General features: G+C 71.4%; 16 protein-coding genes. 3 read left to right on the plus strand and 13 right to left on the minus strand.

Going from position 1 to position 15946, the window contains the following annotated elements:
* Position 1: 1 nt before the first annotated feature.
* The 4 genes from IQ210_RS26020 to IQ210_RS26035 all read right to left on the minus strand — a co-directional run bounded on the left by IQ210_RS26020 (position 2) and on the right by IQ210_RS26035 (position 4327).
* Positions 2-1126 (minus strand): GuaB3 family IMP dehydrogenase-related protein, encoded by a 1125-nt coding sequence (locus tag IQ210_RS26020; protein WP_194081523.1) that lies wholly within the window; start codon positions 1124-1126, stop codon positions 2-4.
* A 106-nt stretch (positions 1127-1232) separates the two neighbouring features.
* A complete protein-coding gene (gene guaB, locus IQ210_RS26025) occupies positions 1233-2738 on the minus strand; it encodes an IMP dehydrogenase (protein WP_194081524.1) in 1506 nt (501 codons plus the stop codon).
* A 148-nt stretch (positions 2739-2886) separates the two neighbouring features.
* A complete protein-coding gene (locus tag IQ210_RS26030; protein WP_373463753.1) occupies positions 2887-3552 on the minus strand; it encodes a sigma-70 family RNA polymerase sigma factor in 666 nt (221 codons plus the stop codon).
* Between the two features lie 163 nt (positions 3553-3715).
* Positions 3716-4327: a response regulator transcription factor gene (locus tag IQ210_RS26035; protein WP_003948568.1), complete on the minus strand. Its 612-nt coding sequence runs from the start codon at positions 4325-4327 to the stop codon at positions 3716-3718.
* A gap of 381 nt (positions 4328-4708) precedes the next feature.
* Between IQ210_RS26035 and IQ210_RS26040 the strand changes: the two genes are divergently transcribed.
* Positions 4709-5041 (plus strand): WhiB family transcriptional regulator, encoded by a 333-nt coding sequence (locus IQ210_RS26040; RefSeq protein WP_126273844.1) that lies wholly within the window; start codon positions 4709-4711, stop codon positions 5039-5041.
* Positions 5042-5094: 53 nt separating this feature from the next.
* On the opposite strand, the gene IQ210_RS26045 is transcribed toward IQ210_RS26040, so the two are convergent.
* The gene (locus tag IQ210_RS26045; RefSeq protein ID WP_194081525.1) at positions 5095-6000 is read right to left on the minus strand and encodes a LysR family transcriptional regulator; all 906 of its coding nucleotides are present in this window, start codon (positions 5998-6000) and stop codon (positions 5095-5097) included.
* 81 nt (positions 6001-6081) lie between these two features.
* Between IQ210_RS26045 and IQ210_RS26050 the strand changes: the two genes are divergently transcribed.
* A complete protein-coding gene (locus tag IQ210_RS26050; protein ID WP_194081526.1) occupies positions 6082-6759 on the plus strand; it encodes an MOSC domain-containing protein in 678 nt (225 codons plus the stop codon).
* A gap of 42 nt (positions 6760-6801) precedes the next feature.
* Positions 6802-7575 carry an SDR family NAD(P)-dependent oxidoreductase gene (locus IQ210_RS26055; RefSeq protein ID WP_194081527.1) on the plus strand — a complete coding sequence of 258 codons (774 nt, stop codon included), beginning with the start codon at positions 6802-6804 and terminating at the stop codon, positions 7573-7575.
* A 5-nt stretch (positions 7576-7580) separates the two neighbouring features.
* Here IQ210_RS26055 and IQ210_RS26060 read toward each other — a convergent pair whose 3' ends face one another.
* The 8 genes from IQ210_RS26060 to IQ210_RS26095 all read right to left on the minus strand — a co-directional run bounded on the left by IQ210_RS26060 (position 7581) and on the right by IQ210_RS26095 (position 15945).
* Positions 7581-8246, minus strand: a complete 666-nt coding sequence (locus IQ210_RS26060) for a hypothetical protein (RefSeq protein WP_194081528.1) — start codon at positions 8244-8246, stop codon at positions 7581-7583.
* Positions 8180-9136 carry an acetylglutamate kinase gene (gene argB / locus IQ210_RS26065; RefSeq protein WP_194081529.1) on the minus strand — a complete coding sequence of 319 codons (957 nt, stop codon included), beginning with the start codon at positions 9134-9136 and terminating at the stop codon, positions 8180-8182. The genes IQ210_RS26060 and argB overlap by 67 nt, the downstream gene beginning before the upstream one ends.
* Position 9137: 1 nt before the next feature.
* Positions 9138-9776, minus strand: coding sequence for a maleylpyruvate isomerase N-terminal domain-containing protein (locus IQ210_RS26070; protein WP_194081530.1), 639 nt, complete (start codon positions 9774-9776; stop codon positions 9138-9140).
* A gap of 366 nt (positions 9777-10142) precedes the next feature.
* On the minus strand, positions 10143-11654 hold the full coding sequence (gene yczR, locus IQ210_RS26075) for a MocR-like transcription factor YczR (protein ID WP_256785685.1): 1512 nt from the start codon (positions 11652-11654) through the stop codon (positions 10143-10145).
* Positions 11655-11773: 119 nt separating this feature from the next.
* Complete coding sequence (locus tag IQ210_RS26080) at positions 11774-13027, minus strand: MFS transporter (protein ID WP_194081532.1); 1254 nt, start codon at positions 13025-13027, stop codon at positions 11774-11776.
* Positions 13028-13040: 13 nt separating this feature from the next.
* Positions 13041-14372, minus strand: coding sequence for a hypothetical protein (locus IQ210_RS26085; protein WP_194081533.1), 1332 nt, complete (start codon positions 14370-14372; stop codon positions 13041-13043).
* Positions 14369-15145: an MOSC domain-containing protein gene (locus IQ210_RS26090; RefSeq protein WP_194081534.1), complete on the minus strand. Its 777-nt coding sequence runs from the start codon at positions 15143-15145 to the stop codon at positions 14369-14371. Before IQ210_RS26090 ends, IQ210_RS26085 begins: the two co-directional genes overlap by 4 nt.
* Positions 15142-15945 carry a GNAT family N-acetyltransferase gene (locus IQ210_RS26095; RefSeq protein ID WP_194081535.1) on the minus strand — a complete coding sequence of 268 codons (804 nt, stop codon included), beginning with the start codon at positions 15943-15945 and terminating at the stop codon, positions 15142-15144. Before IQ210_RS26095 ends, IQ210_RS26090 begins: the two co-directional genes overlap by 4 nt.
* Between the last annotated feature and the right edge of the window lies 1 nt (position 15946).

Below are 15946 nucleotides of genomic sequence, written 5' to 3' on the forward strand. Positions count from 1 at the left end.
CCTACCGCTTGTGCTGCGAGTCCGCGACCGTCACCTCGACGCGCTGGAACTCCTTGAGCTCGCTGTAGCCGGTCGTGGCCATGGCCCGCTTCAGCGCGCCGAAGAAGTTCATGGAGCCGTCCGGGATGTGCGAGGGGCCCGTCAGGACCTCCTCGATGGTGCCGACGGTGCCGAGGTCGACCTTCTTGCCGCGCGGCAGCTCCTCGTTCACCGCCTCCATGCCCCAGTGGTGGCCGCGACCCGGCGCGTCCGTGGCGCGGGCCAGCGGGGAGCCCATCATCACGGCGTCCGCACCGCAGGCGATGGCCTTGGGGAGGTCGCCCGACCAGCCCACGCCACCGTCGGCGATCACATGCACGTACCGGCCGCCGGACTCGTCCATGTAGTCGCGGCGGGCAGCCGCCACGTCCGCCACCGCGGTGGCCATCGGGACCTGGATGCCCAGCACGTTGCGCGTGGTGTGCGCGGCGCCGCCGCCGAAGCCGACCAGGACGCCCGCGGCACCGGTGCGCATCAGGTGCAGGGCCGCGGTGTAGGTGGCGCAGCCGCCGACGATCACCGGGACGTCGAGCTCGTAGATGAACTGCTTCAGGTTCAGCGGCTCGTGCGAACCCGAGACGTGCTCCGCGGAGACCGTCGTACCGCGGATGACGAAGATGTCCACGCCCGCGTCGACCACGGCCTTGGAGAACTGCGCCGTGCGCTGCGGGGAGAGCGCGGCCGCCGTGACCACGCCGGAGTCGCGCACCTCCTTGATGCGCGCGCCGATCAGCTCCTCCTTGATGGGCGCGGCGTAGATCTCCTGGAGGCGGCGCGTGGCCGTCTCGGCGTCGAGTTCCGCGATCTCGTCGAGCAGCGGCTGCGGGTCCTCGTACCGCGTCCACAGGCCCTCGAGGTTCAGCACGCCGAGGCCGCCGAGCTCGCCGATGCGGATCGCGGTGGCCGGGGAGACGACCGAGTCCATGGGGGCGGCCAGGAACGGCAGCTCGAAGCGGTAGGCGTCGATCTGCCAGGCGATCGAGACCTCCTTCGGGTCGCGCGTACGACGACTCGGGACGACGGCGATGTCGTCGAAGGCGTACGCCCGGCGGCCGCGCTTGCCGCGCCCGATCTCGATCTCAGTCACGTGTGTGGCCTTTCCCTGATGCGTTGCAGCGCCTTCCAGTATCCCCGACGGGTACGACAAGGGCGGCCCCGGATGCTCCGGGGCCGCCCTCACGCGCGCGTAGCGACTACTTGCGGCTGTAGTTCGGCGCCTCGACCGTCATCTGGATGTCGTGCGGGTGCGACTCCTTGAGGCCCGCCGAGGTGATCCGGACGAAGCGGCCGTTGGCCTGGAGGTCCGGGACGGTGCGGCCGCCGACGTAGAACATCGACTGGCGCAGGCCGCCGACCAGCTGGTGGACGACCGAGGAGAGCGGGCCGCGGTAGGGCACCTGGCCCTCGATGCCCTCGGGGACGAGCTGCTCGTCGGAGGCGACGCCCTCCTGGAAGTAGCGGTCCTTGGAGAAGGACTTGCGGTCGCCGCGGGACTGCATCGCGCCGAGCGAGCCCATGCCGCGGTACGACTTGAACTGCTTGCCGTTGATGAACAGCAGCTCGCCCGGGGACTCCTCGCAGCCCGCGAGCAGCGAGCCCAGCATCACGGTGTCGGCGCCCGCGACGAGCGCCTTGGCGATGTCGCCGGAGTACTGCAGGCCACCGTCGCCGATGACCGGGACCCCGGCCTCCTTGGCGGCCAGCGAGGCCTCGTAGATGGCGGTGACCTGCGGGACACCGATGCCGGCGACGACACGGGTCGTACAGATGGAGCCGGGGCCGACGCCGACCTTGATGCCGTCCACGCCGGAGTCGATGAGCGCCTGGGCGCCGTCACGGGTGGCGATGTTGCCGCCGATGACGTCCACGCGCGTGTGGTTGGACTTGATCTTGGCGACCATGTCGCCGACCAGCCGGGAGTGGCCGTGCGCGGTGTCGACGACGATGAAGTCGACGCCCGCCTCGATCAGCGCCTGGGCGCGCTCGAAGGCGTCACCGGCGACACCGACCGCGGCACCGACGAGGAGCCGGCCCTCGGCGTCCTTGGCGGCGCTCGGGTACTTCTCGGCCTTGACGAAGTCCTTGACGGTGATGAGGCCCTTGAGGACACCCTCGTCGTCGACCAGCGGAAGCTTCTCGATCTTGTGCTTGCGCAGCAGCTCCATGGCCTCGACGCCGGAGATGCCGACCTTGCCGGTGACCAGCGGCATCGGCGTCATGACCTCGCGGACCCGGCGGGAGCGGTCGCTCTCGAAGGCCATGTCGCGGTTGGTGACGATGCCGAGCAGCTTCTTGCCCGGGTCGGTGACCGGGACGCCGCTGATGCGGAACTTGGCGCACAGCGCGTCGGCCTCGGCGAGCGTGGCGTCCGGGTGCACGGTGATCGGGTCGGCCACCATGCCGGACTCGGAGCGCTTGACGAGGTCGACCTGGTTGGCCTGGTCCTCGATGGAGAGGTTGCGGTGCAGAACGCCGACGCCGCCCTGGCGGGCCATCGCGATCGCCATGCGCGACTCGGTGACCTTGTCCATGGCGGCGGACAGCAGCGGGATGTTCACCCGCACGTTCTTGGAGACGTACGAGGCGGTGTCGATCTCGTCGGGAGCCATGTCCGACGCGCCCGGCAGCAGCAGCACGTCGTCGTAGGTCAGCCCGAGCGTCGCGAATTTGGCGGGCACTCCGTCGACGTTTGCAGTCATGACACCTTCCCCAATGGCCTTGATCGGTGCGGATGTCCATGCTAACGGGAAGGAAGGGTCCCGAATTCCACGGTTCCGTCCTGCTACCTTCGTATCTTCGTACGGAACCGAGTCAGGGCCTGTTCACCGAAGCCACAAACAGCGGGCCCTACTGCTCGGCCAGTGCCCGCAGCCTGCTCAGCGCGCGGTGCTGCGCCACCCGCACCGCGCCGGGTGACATTCCCAACATCTGTCCCGTCTCCTCCGCGGTCAGCCCCACCGCGATCCGCAGCAGCAACAGCTCCCGCTGGTTCTCGGGGAGGTTGGCCAGCAGCTTCTTGGCCCATTCGGCGTCGCTGCTGAGCAGCGCCCGCTCCTCGGGCCCGAGCGAGTCGTCGGGCCGCTCCGGCATCTCGTCCGACGGCACCGCCGTCGAACCGGGGCCTCGCATCGCGGCACGCTGCAGGTCGGCGACCTTGTGGGCGGCGATGGCGAACACGAAGGCCTCGAAGGGCCGGCCGGTGTCCCGATAACGCGGCAGCGCGAGCAGCACCGCGACGCAGACCTCCTGCGCGAGGTCCTCCACGAAATGACGCGCGTCGCCGGGAAGCCGGGACAGCCGCGTACGGCAATAGCGCAGCGCCAGAGGGTGGACATGGGCGAGCAGGTCGTGAGTCGCCTGCTCATCCCCGTCGACGGCGCGATGGACAAGCCCACCGATCACCGTCGTCTCGTCCTCGCGCATCGGTCCATGGTGCCTTGCGGCCGATTCATCCGCGGCACCGCGTCCGATGTTGTGCACCGAAGCGTTATGAGCAGGTGCGCCGGAACTCATCCCCTGCGCCCTCCCCTTCCGCTCGACCGACTCGTCCCCGAGAGACTCCACACCTCAAGGATGCGGCATCGGCGCCGAAACAAGCACCGGGCACGATTACCCGCGCCCCAACGGGGGCGCGGGGAACTGCGCGACCAGCCACGACGCACCCGCAGCCGAGTTCTCAGCGAACCAGACCCCAACGGAACCCAAGGGCGACGGCATGCGCCCGGTCGGACGCACCCAGCTTCTTGAACAACCGCCGAGCATGCGTCTTCACGGTGTCCTCGGACAGGAACAACTCCCGCCCGATCTCCGCGTTGGACCGTCCGTGGCTCATCCCTTCGAGGACCTGGATCTCACGCGCCGTGAGCGTCGGCGCCGCACCCATCTCGGCGGACCGCAGCCGCCGCGGGGCGAGTCGCCAGGTGGGGTCGGCGAGAGCCTGCGTCACCGTCGCCCGCAGCTCCGCGCGCGAGGCGTCCTTGTGCAGATACCCGCGGGCGCCGGCGGCGACGGCCAGCGCGACGCCGTCCAGGTCCTCGGCCACCGTGAGCATGATGATCCGCGCACCGGGGTCGGCGGACAGCAGCCGCCGCACGGTCTCGACGCCGCCCAGTCCGGGCATGCGTACGTCCATCAGAATCAGGTCCGAGCGGTCGGCGCCCCAGCGGCGGAGGACTTCCTCGCCGTTGGCCGCGGTCGTCACGCGCTCGACGCCGGGCACGGTCGCGACCGCGCGGCGGAGCGCCTCTCGGGCAAGCGGGGAGTCGTCGCAGACGAGGACGGATGTCATGGCCGCCCTCCGCAGCTGATGCACGTCACCTTGAGCCTCCAGGCTGGTACGAAATGTCACCTGTGCGGTCGACCGTCCCGGACGCCTGCCCGAGCACTTGTTGCTTCAACCGCCTCCGCACTCTCAACGACGGTCACTCGAAAGAGTTACGGGGCTGTGCGCCGTCTTCGGCACTCTACGTGAGGGTGCGGACACGGTGCAGACATGCGCGGCGGACCCACAACGTTTCATCACAACCAGTGCCCCATTCAGCCCTATTTCTTCCCATTTGCTGGTGTCTGAGGCTAGATTCGCAATGAGTCATATTTTCATCTCCTTAGATCGTAGATGTACGGTCGTGGACACCGTATCCGCCACAGAACGGCTACAAGGGGTCACGCAATGGCAGATTTCTCCCGCCTTCCCGGACCGAACGCGGACCTGTGGGACTGGCAGCTCCTGGCTGCCTGCCGCGGGGTCGACAGTTCGCTCTTCTTCCATCCGGAAGGGGAGCGCGGTGCGGCGCGGAGTGCTCGTGAGAACTCGGCCAAGGAGGTCTGCATGAGATGCCCGGTGCGCGCGCAGTGCGCGGCACACGCGTTGGCGGTGCGAGAGCCGTACGGCGTGTGGGGCGGGCTGACCGAGGACGAGCGCGAGGAGCTCATGGGCCGGGCACGCAACCGCCTGGTGACGGCGTCGTCGTCGAGTGGCGGGCACGCCGTCTCGAACAACTGAAGGAACGTTTCTTCAAAATGGGCACGCGTGCGCGTGCCCATTTTTCTGCCCGGCTACTGCTTGCGCCCCGCCGCCCGCTCCAGCTGGTCCAGCGTCGCCGCCACGGCCGGCACCTGGGCCAGGTCGGGCAGGGTCAGCGCGACGATCTCCCGGCGCACGGCCGGTTCCAGGGTGACCGTGCGCGCGCCTCGCGGCCGTACCGACTCGATGGCGAGCTGTGGAAGGACGGCCACGCCCAGGCCTGCGCCGACCAGGCCCACCACCGCCGGATAGTCGTCGGTCGCGAAGTCGATGCGGGGCGTGAAGCCGGCGCCCTCGCACACCTCCACCAACTGGCCGCGGCAGCGCGGGCATCCGGCGATCCAGGGCTCGCGCGCGAGTTCCCCGATGGCGACGGACCCGGCACGCGCGAGCCGGTGCCGTTCGGGTACGAGGGCGACGAGCCGGTCCCGCAGCAGGGGCCGTACGACGAGGTCGTCCCACTCGTCACCGCCGCCCGCGGCGCCTTCGTACCGGAAGGCGAGCGCGACGTCGCAGTCGCCCTCTCTCAACAGCTCGACGGACTGCGGTGGTTCGGCCTCCTCCAGGGAGACGCGGGTGCCGGGGTGCGCGGCGCGGAGGGCGGCCAGGGCGGTGGGGACGAGGGTGGAGCTGCCGCTGGGGAAGGAGACCAGCCGTACCCGGCCGGCGCGCAGGCCTGCGATGGCGGCGACCTCCTCCTCGGCGGCGGTGAGCCCGGCGATGATTCCGGCGGCGTGCCGGACGAGCGCCTCCCCCGCCTGGGTCAGCCGCATCTCGCGGCCGCTGCGGATGAGCAGCGGGGTGCCGACGGAGGTCTCCAGGGCCTTCATCTGCTGGCTGACGGCGGGCTGGGTGCAGCCCAGTTCGCGGCCGGCGGCCGAGAAGGAGCCGGTGGCGGCGACGGCGCGGAGAACGCGCAGGTGACGAGCTTCGATCACCCTTCGAGGATAAGCCAGGCTTTGATGCGGCGCCGAATAATGCGTGGCGGCTTTGATGACCAGGCCTCTACCGTGCCGTGCATGAAGCTTCTGTCGGTGAATCTGGGCCGGGCCAAGGCCGTGTCGTACACGGACAACCCGGAGGGGCTGACCGGGATCGACAAGCAGCCCGTGGTGGGGCCGGTACGGGTGACGGCGCCCGGGCCGAAGGGGATCGGCGGGAGTGCGCTCGCCGGGGACGACGTGTGCAAGCGGCAGCATCACGGCGGGGACGACCAGGCGGTGTACGCCGTGGCGCGCGAGGACCTGGACGACTGGGAGCGCGAGCTGGGGCGGACGTTGGCCAACGGCGCCTTCGGGGAGAACATCACGACCCTCGGTCTGGACGTGTCCGGGGCGCTGATCGGTGAGCGCTGGCGGCTCGGGCCCGAGGTGGTGCTGGAGATCACCAGCGCGCGGATTCCGTGCGGGACCTTCCAGGGCCACATGGGTGAGCAGCGGTGGGTGAAGCGGTTCACCGCGAAGGGGGCGCCGGGGGCGTATCTGCGGGTGATCGAGCCGGGCGAGTTCCGGGCCGGGGACCTCGTCGAGATCGTGCACCGGCCCGACCATGAGGTGACCGTCGCGCTGGCGTTCCGGGCGACGACCACTGAGCGGGCCCTGCTGCCCCGGATGCTCGCCGCGGGGGACGCGCTGCATCCGGAGGTGCTCCGGTCGGCGCGCGAGTATGTGGAGAAATACGGGAAGTCCGAGGCCTGACGGCAATCGGACGCTGTCGGTCCGGGTCACTAACCTTGCGCCATGACAACGGCATTGATTACGGGATCGACCGCGGGCATCGGTGCCGCGTTCGCACGGCGGCTGGCCGCTGACGGGCATGACCTGGTGCTGGTGGCCCGCGACACCAAGCGGCTGCGCGAGCAGGCCACGGAGCTGCACGACCGGCACGGCGTCGAGGTGGAGGTCCTGACCGCGGACCTGGCCGAGGACGACGGCATCGAGTCGGTCGCCGACCGGCTCTCCGACCGCCGCCGCCCCGTCGACCTGCTGGTCAACAACGCCGGCTTCGGCAACAAGGGCCGCTACCTCGACGTCTCCATGGCCGACGAGCTGCGGATGCTCAAGGTGCACTGCGAGGCGGTGCTCCGGCTGACGTCGGCCGCGGCGGAGGGGATGCGGGAGCGCGGGCGGGGCGGTGTCGTCAATGTCGCGTCCGTGGCCGCCTTCGTGCCGCGCGGGACGTACGGCGCCTCCAAGGCGTGGGTCGTGCAGTTCACGCAGGGGGCGGCCAAGGATCTCGCGGGCAGCGGGGTGCGGTTGATGGCGCTGGCGCCCGGGTTCGTGCGCACCGAGTTCCATGAGCGGGCCGGGATGGGCACGGACAACATCCCGGGGTGGATGTGGCTCGACGCGGACAAGCTGGTGGCGTCCGCGCTCGGCGACCTTGCCCGGGGGAAGACGCTGTCGATCCCCGACCCCCGGTACAAGGCGCTGATGGGTGTCGTGAAGGTGGTGCCGCGCGGGCTGCTCGGCGGGATCACCTCGAGGACGGGGCGGAAGTACGGCCCCCAGTAAGGGCCTTACACGACCGGCGTCAGCGTGACGTCCGGGCGGAGTTCGGCGAGGAGGGACGCGACCGTGGCGCCGATGGCCTCGCTGTGCGCCGCGTCCTCGCCCGGGCAGCCGAGCACGACGAGGAGCGCTTCCCTGCTGTCCGGGGCGAGTTGGCGGCTGGCGGCGTCGCAGTCGCGGCGGCCCAGCCAGGCGAAGGGCTCCTCGACGGCGCCGTCCGGGTCCGCCAGACCGTAGAGCAGGTCGCCGGCCGGGACGGGCTTGGACTTGGTGGAGAAGGCGGGGACGATCCGCTCGGTGCCGGCCGCCCGGGTGACGACGAGGTCGCTGCCTTCGTCCTCCTTGAACAGGCTGTGCAGTCCGATGCCCGCGCCGTGCCGCAGGGTCGCCACGCTCACCGCGTCGACCACCGCGCCGTGCGAGCGCCAGCCGCGGCTGCGGACGCCCTCGCGGAGCCGCTCACCGGCGGGGGTGGTGCCCTCGTAGCCGAGGTCGGCCAGCAACGTGCGGTATCCGGCGGGGAGTTCCGGGGCGTCCTGCTCCCAGGCCCCGGCGGCGGCCTCGGCGCTCAGACCGTCGTCCGCACGCAGCAGGGGCTGGTCGGAGGTCAGCTTCCAGACCCGGACGTGGTGCAGACCGAGGAGGAGGGCGGCCGGGGAGGTGATGAGGCGCATGTGTCGTCTTCCAGGTTGTTCAGCGGGGTGTGGGGAGGGTCGGGCACGACGGAGGTCCCGGTGTGCCCGGTGTCGAAGGAGCCGTGCAGCAGGGCGTGCGGCACCCTGCCGTCGAGGAGTTGGGCGCGGCCGACCCCGGCCCGGACGGCCCGCAGACAGCTCTCCAGTTTCGGGGCCATGCCGCCGGACAGGGCGGGCAGCAGTTCCGCCGCCCGGGTGACGGTCAGGCGTTCGACGATCCGGTCCCGGCGCGGCCAGTCGGCGTACAGGCCGGGTACGTCGGTGAGGATCACCAGGTGGTCCGCGCGCAGGCCGGCCGCGAGAGCGGCGGCGGCGCTGTCGGCGTTGATGTTGTAGACCTGCCCGTCCGTGCCGCGGCCGATGCCGGTGACCAGCGGGACCAGGCCGCTGTCGGTGAGGGCGCGCAGGACGTGGGTGTCGACGCCGGTGACGTCGCCGACGAGGCCGATGTCGACCTCGTCGCCGTCCAGGACGGCGAGCCGTTTGGCGGCGGTGAGCAGGCGGGCGTCCTCGCCGGTGATGCCGACGGCGAGCGGGCCGTCCTCGTTGAGGAGGCCCACGAGATCGCGTTGCACCTGGCCGGCGAGCACCATCCGGACCACGTCCATGGTCTCGGGGGTGGTGACCCGCAGGCCGGCCGTGAAGGTCACGGGCAGGCCGAGCTTCTCCAGGTGCGCGTTGATCTGCGGGCCACCGCCGTGCGCCACGACCAGCCGGACGCCGGCGCGGTGCAGCCGGGCCACGTCCTGGGCGAAGGTGCGCAGCAGCTCCCGGTCCGCCATGGCGCTGCCGCCGAGCTTGACGACGACGGTACGGCCGCGGAAGGAAGCCAGGTCAGGGATGTCGTCCATGTCGTCCATGTCGCTCATGTCAGAAAGCCGTGATGCCGGCCGGGGCGCGTTCCGCGCGGCTGAGGGCGCGCAGTACGGCGGACTGGCCGTGGCGGCGCAGGGCCAGCCGGGTCAGCAGGCCGACGGTCGCCTCGACGGCGGGGCCGGGCAGTTCGGGGGTCGGGATGCCGACGCTGAACGCCAAGTCGTCCGTGTGCACGACCAGTTCCATCAGACGGGTCGTCAGGAAGTCGTCGAGGCTCAGCGCGTAGTCGCCCCACACCGGCAGCCGTACGGCCCGGTCGGGCTCGGCGGGCAGCCGGGTGCGCAGGGTCCGTACGGTGTCGGCGGCCCGGTCGGCAAGGGCCCGGACGCCCTCGGCGCCGGCGTCCTCCCCGCCGCGCCGGATACGGGCGTTGGCCTCGTCGTGGAGTCCGGCGTCGATCCAGCGGACGCGGGCGTAGTAGTCGTCGAGCCCGATGACCGGCGGGGTGGGGGCGGGTTCGTCGAGGACGGCCGGGATGAAGAAGACCTGCCAGGCGAGATGCCCGGCGAGCCCGCCGACGCTCCACTCGTCCAGGGCGCTGGGCTCCTTCCAACGCCCGGCGACGGAGGGGTGGTTGAGCAGCTCCACCGCGACGTCCGCGGCGTCGAGGTAGGCGCCGGTGATACGGCTCATCGGGGCGGCCTTTCGGTGTGCGCGCCGGTCGTCCGGCTCATCGGGGCAGCCTTTCGCTGTGCGCGCCGGTGGCGAGGCGACCCATCGCAGCAGCCTTCCGGTGACCGCGCCGGTGCTCCCGGTCGCCGCGGCGCTTTTCGGTGTGTGCGCCGGCCATGCGGCTCATCTCGGCAGCCTTTCGGCGTGCGTGCCGGTCTTGCGGCTCATCTCGGCAGCCTTTCGCTGTGCGTGCCGGTCGTCCGGCTCATCGGGGCAGCCTTCCGGTGACCGCGCCGGTGCTCCCGGTCGCCGCGGCGCTTTTCGGTGTGTGCGCCGGCCATGCGGCTCATCTCGGCAGCCTTTCGCTGTGCGTGCCGGTCGTCCGGCTCATCTCGGCAGCCTTTCCGTGGAGGTGACGCGCGTAGCGGGAAGGTGGGGGGCGGGGATGCGGGTGCGGCCGAAGGTGCGCGGCGTGGACGTCTGCTCGGCCATGACCTCGTCGAAGGCCTCGCGGAGTCGGGCGACCCCCCTGGTCAGGGTGTCCGCGTCGAGGGCGAAGGGGAGGCGGAGTCGGTTCTCCAGGGTGCCGTCGGCGCCGAACCGCGGTCCGGGCAGCACCTGGACGCCGTGTCGGCCGGCGGCCAGCGACAGCTTGGTGCTGATCTGGGCGCCCAGGTCCACCCACAGGCACAGTCCGCCGCGCGGCAGGGTGAACCGCCACTGCGGCAGCTGAGCACGCAGCACGTCGGTCAGGGCGGTGCGCTGGGCGATCAGTTCCGCGCTGCGGGCGCGCAGGAGGTCGTCGTACATCTCGAAGAGCCGGCAGGCGATGAGCTGCTGGACCAGTGGGTTGCCGGGGTCGCTCGGGCCGCGTACGGCGACCAGGCGGGAGATGACCGACTTGGAGGCCCGCACCCAGCCCACCCGGAGCCCGGCCCAGACGGTCTTGCTGAGCGAGCCGATGCTGATGACGGCGCCGGGCCTGCCGTACGCGGCCATCGGTGGCGGCAGTGTGCCCGCGTCGAGGTTGACCTCGGAGAGCGTCTCGTCCACGACCACGTAGGTGCCGCTGCGCAGCGCCGCGTCGACGACGGCACGGCGTGCGGGCTCGGGCATGACCAGGCCGGTGGGGTTGTGGAAGTCGGGCATCAAGTAGGCGACGGCGGGCCGGGGTTGGCGCAGGGCGCTCTCGACGAGGTCGATGTCCCAGCCGGCGTCGTCCAGGCCGACCGGCACCGGCCGGGCGCCGTGGCTGCGGATGGCTTCCAGGGCGTTGGGGTAGGTCGGGCTGTCGATCAGGACGGGTTCCCGGGGCCGGACGAGGAGCCGGAGCAGCAGCCCCCAGGCGTGGTGGGCGCCGACGGTGACCATGATCTGGTCGGCGGTGGTGCGCACCCCGCGTGCCGTGTAGTGGTCGGCGATAGCCTGCCGCAGGGCGGGCAGCCCGACGAGGTCGTAGCCGTGGCCGTCGGAGTGGCGGGCCATGCGGGTGGCGATGTCGGCCACCGCGAGGCTGAACGCCGGTTCCGGTGCGGGCAGTGACGCGCAGGTCAGGTCGATGTGCGTGTCGACGGCCTGCCCCGGCACCCAGGACAGGGCGCGCGGCGCGCGCTCGGCGCCGTCGGGCAGGGCCGCGTAGCTTCCCGCGCCCTGCCGGCTGCGCAGGTAGCCCTCCTCGCGCAGCCGTTGGTAGGCCGAAGCCACGGTGTTCCTGCTGATGCCCCAGGCCGCGGCCAGCGTGCGTTCGGCCGGGATCCTGGCCGCCACCGAGAGGCGGCCGTCCAGGATCAGTGCCTTGAGCGCCTGCGCCAGGTCCATGTATGCGGTGCCCTGTCGCCAGTCGCCGAGCAATCGTGCCAATTGGTCCGCGTTCACCTTTTGGGCGACGTCGTCCCTCATTGCGGTCCCCCCGCCAGTCAGGTTCGTTTTCCTGCCAGCGGGAGTCTTGGCCGAGAACAGCGCCACTACAAGATCTTTTGGAAAGTTTTCACGATCGGGAAATACTTCGGCCAACGTTGTCACTCACCGTCCCATTTGCGGAGAGCGGGGAGTGCAAACGCCGCGACCAGCAGGGACAGGATGCCGCCGATGATCCAGGGAGCGACGAGTCCCAGCCAGTCCGCGACGAATCCGCCGACCAGCGCGCCCAGCGGCATCGCCCCGAAGGCGAACATCCGCCCGGCGCCGCTGACCCGGCCCATCAGCTCGTTGGGGATGAGCCGCTGGCGGACCGACCACGACACGACGTTCCACATCGACAGCGCGATCGAGAAGAGGGTGAACAGGGCCACCACGGTGACCGGATCGCGTCCCACCAGGCCGATCGCCAGCCAGGCCAGCGGGCACACGACCTGCACGCCGATGGCGACCTGCCGGGCGCCGAAGCGGTCCACGACCCGGTTGCTCACCAGTCCGCCGATCACCCCGCCGATGGCCATCGCGGCCAGCAGCAGACCGTAGCCGCGGTCGCCGATGCCGAGGACGTCGTGGGAGAAGAGCACCAGCGTGGCCAGGGCCATCGACTCGCAGAAGTTGCCGGAGCCGGCGATGAGCGTGAGGGTGCGCGGCAGCCGGTTCTTGGCCAGCCAGCGCAGCCCTTCGGCGATCTCGGTGCGCATCGCGGTCGGCTGCTCGGGGCGGGGCGGTCGGCCGGTGGCGCGAATTCGAGACAACAACAGCAACGACACGAAGAAAGCGATCGCATTCAGCCAGAACGGCAGCGGGATAGCGAACGCGAACAGCGCGGCGCCCAAAGGCGGTCCGGCAAATTCTCGGGAAACCGAGGCGGTCGCCACGAGTCTTCCGTTGGCCGCTTCGAGATGGTCCGACTTCACCAGGGTGGGCACCAGGGCCTGGCTGGCGCCGGTGAACAGGATTTCCGCGCTGCCCACTCCGAAGGCGAGGACGTAGAGCATCCAGATCTGCGCCAGGTCGAAGGTGGCGATGACGGCGACCACCACGACCAGGACCACCTGGGCGGCCTGGGCGCCGACCATCAGCCGGCGCCGGTCGAAGCGGTCCACGATCGCGCCGCCGATCAGGGCCAGCAGCAGCCAGGGCAGGGTGCGGGCGGTGGCGACGCCGGCGACCAGGCTGGGGTCGCTGGTGAGCGACTTGGCGAGCAGCGGGATCGCCGCCACGAGCGCGCCGTCGCCGAGGGTGGCGATCAGGTCGGCCGACCAGAGGAGCCGGAACTCCCGGCCCATGCCCTTGCCTTGGGCGCCCCTCTTCTCTTCGGTCTCGGCCGCGTCCGGCACGGACAACTCGCTCATGGCTGGCTGATCCTCACGTCGAGTAGTGGAAGACGCCGGCCGTCCGGGTCTTGTCGTTGGCGCTGATGCCGATGACGGCGCTGTCCCCGGCGGGCAGGACCCGGGCGTAGGCGCCGGCGTGTCCCTGCGGCAGGTAGAAGAAGCCCCAGGCGGCCTGCCAGGGCTCGACGGCGCCGGTGAGCGGGTCGACGACCGGTTCCGGCCGCGGGACGACCCGCTCCTGGAGCACACAGCCGCCCTCGGCGGCCTCGCGGACCGCCCGCCACCACTCCTCCGCGTCCGTCTCCCAGCCGGCCACGACGCCCTTGCCGCCGTAGAGCCCGTTGGGCTTGAGGATCAGTTCGGTACGGCGGTCATGACAGCGCGCGACCAGGTCCGCGTCGGCGAGGAAGCCGTCGCCGTGCAGGACCCGCGTCCAGGGCAACACCCGGTCGATCAGCGCCTGTTCGCCGGCACTGAAGCGGTCCCGGTGCCGGGCGTTGGAGAGCAGGGCCAGGCAGCCCTTCTCGCAGTAGAGGTTGCTCTCCAGCGGGGTCCACAGGACGACCGTGCCCAACTCGTGGGCCCGGCACAGCGGTTCGACCAGGGCCATCGCCTCGGGGTCGAGATAGACCTGGTCCGCCTCGAAGCAGCGGTAGACCACGTCGACGGGGGTGCCGTCCAGGTACGGCTTGCCGTGACGGAAGGTGATCTGGCTGATCTCGCCGATCCGGAAGTCCAGTCCGAAGCCGCGCATCAGCTCCCGCAGCGGTTGCCAGGTCGCGCCCCACTTGGTGAGCCCACCGGGCCCTTCGAGGAGCGCTACGACGGGATCGCGGCCGCCCGACGTCACGGCCGCCCCCGTCTTCCGCAGCGCGTCGGCGAGGGCCCGGCCGGTGTGGGTGTAGCCGAGGCCGTGTCCGGCGGCGAAGGACGCGAAGGCGGCGTCCTGTTCCAGCAGGACCCGGGGAATCTCCCCGGCCCGGTCCCAGCCGCCGACCTCGCTGCCGATGCCGAACTCCAGGAGCTTGAACGCGGTGCCGTCGTGATAGACGTCCGCCCGCCCGGCGTGCGGCGGGGCGCCGCCGCCGAGCCTGCGCATCACCGCGCCGCGCCGCTCGTCCAGGCCCAGGGCGGCGCAGAAGGCGTCGAGATCACCGTCGTAGAGCCGTTCGGGCAGGGAGGTGAGCAGGCCCAGCATGCGGTCAAGGTCGGCCGCGAAGCCGTGCAGTTGGCCCTTCTCGGCGAAGAGGGGGCGGGAGAGGTACTCGCCGGGCCAGTCGGCGAGCGAGGGCGCCCTGCGCAGGATCGCTGCGGAGTCGGGGCGTACGGACTCGTTGTAGGCCCGGGTGACCGCGTCCGTCATCGCACCAGCTCCCTCGCTGCGACGTCCTCCGCGGCGAGGGTGTCGCCGAGCAGGACGGTGCCGGGGCGGGTGACCGTGGCGTAGACGCCGAAGGTGCCCGCGGAGGCCTGCACGAGGGAGCGCAGGATCTCGCGGTCCTTGGGGAGGTCGCGCTGCGGCTGGGTCACCATGACGCAGCGTTTGGTGGCCCCCGTGATGCCCAGGAGGACGTTGCCGATCTGGGCGCGGGTGCCCAGGAGGTGGTCCGCCTCCGGTCCGCTCAGCAGGACGTTGGGGCGGAAGCGGCGGACGTCCCAGGTGCCGTCGGGGTGGCGGGCGCCTGCCGCGCGCAGGGCGCCCTCGCTCAGCAGGTGGACCGGGGCCTCGTCGACGAACTTGCCGGCGGGCAGGTCGAAGGTGGACAGGGACGACGGCTCGGCCGGGTCCTTGCGGTACTCCTCGACCGTGTGCACCCGGCCGGTCTGGCGGCGCAGCTCCACGGCCTGGCCGAGCCAGTCACTCAGGATCGCGTCCGCGTCCGGGTCGGCGGTGGTGAACCGCCGCCTGTCGGGCAGGGTCAGTTCGGCCCCGGCCTCGTGGCGGCGGGCCGTGGCGTCCAGCAGCCGGGGCTCCCGTTTGGCGGTGAGCACCCGGCCGGTGGCCGCGACGACGACCGCGAACTCGCGGTCGCCGACCACCCCGCTGGGGCCGAGGAAGAGCCGGTCCGTGCGCTCGCCGCCCATGGACTTCACCGGGTAGCGCCACAGCTGGACGGCCTTCGGTGCCGGGCTCACAGGTCCAGCACCAGGTCGGTCACCGGCTGTGAGATGCACAGCAGCACCTCCCCCTCGTCGGGGTCGCCCTGCGGCGGCACGTGATAGCGGACGGTGCCGCGCTTCAGGCGTACGGCACACGTGCCGCAGACGCCCGCCCAGCACAGCGACTTGGTCTCCACGCCGTTGTCGTCGGCGAACGGCAGCAGGGAGTCGTACGAGCCGTCCCAGCCGAACTCGGCGGCGCTGCGGTCGAAGGTGACCCGGAGCTCGGTCAGCGCCGCCAGGACCTCGACGCCGTCGTAGCCGCCGACGGTGGCGCGGCCCAGGGCGACGGACTCACGGGCGGGGTCGACCAGGGCGAGGCGGGCGGCGGGCAGCCGGGCCGGGTCGACGGGCTGGAAGCCGTAGCGGGCGAACCACGCGGAGGTGGTCTTGGAGTAGACGAGCACCTCCGCGAAGCCCTCGGCGTGGGCCGCGCCGACCATGCTGGCCAGCAGCAGCCGGCCGAGGCCGAGGCCGTGCCGCTTCTCGTCGACGGCGACGTTGTAGATCTCGGCGAGGGTGTCGAAGCCGCGCAGGCCCGCGCAGCCGACGACCTCGCCGTCGGCCTCCAGGACCCGGAAGTCCTCGGAGAGGGTCTCGAACAGCGCGCGCTCGCGCACGAGGAGCTGACCGGTGTCCATGAAGGGCAGCGACAGCCGGTACATCGCCTCGGCGTCCTCGGCGCGCGCCCGGCGGAACCGGACGTCGACGAACTCATCGCCGCCACGGCTCAGTTGGACGTCGACCACCTTGCTGGTGTTCAGGTTGATGGCCATG

This window comes from Streptomyces justiciae (assembly GCF_015163075.1).
Lineage (GTDB): Bacteria > Actinomycetota > Actinomycetes > Streptomycetales > Streptomycetaceae > Streptomyces > Streptomyces justiciae.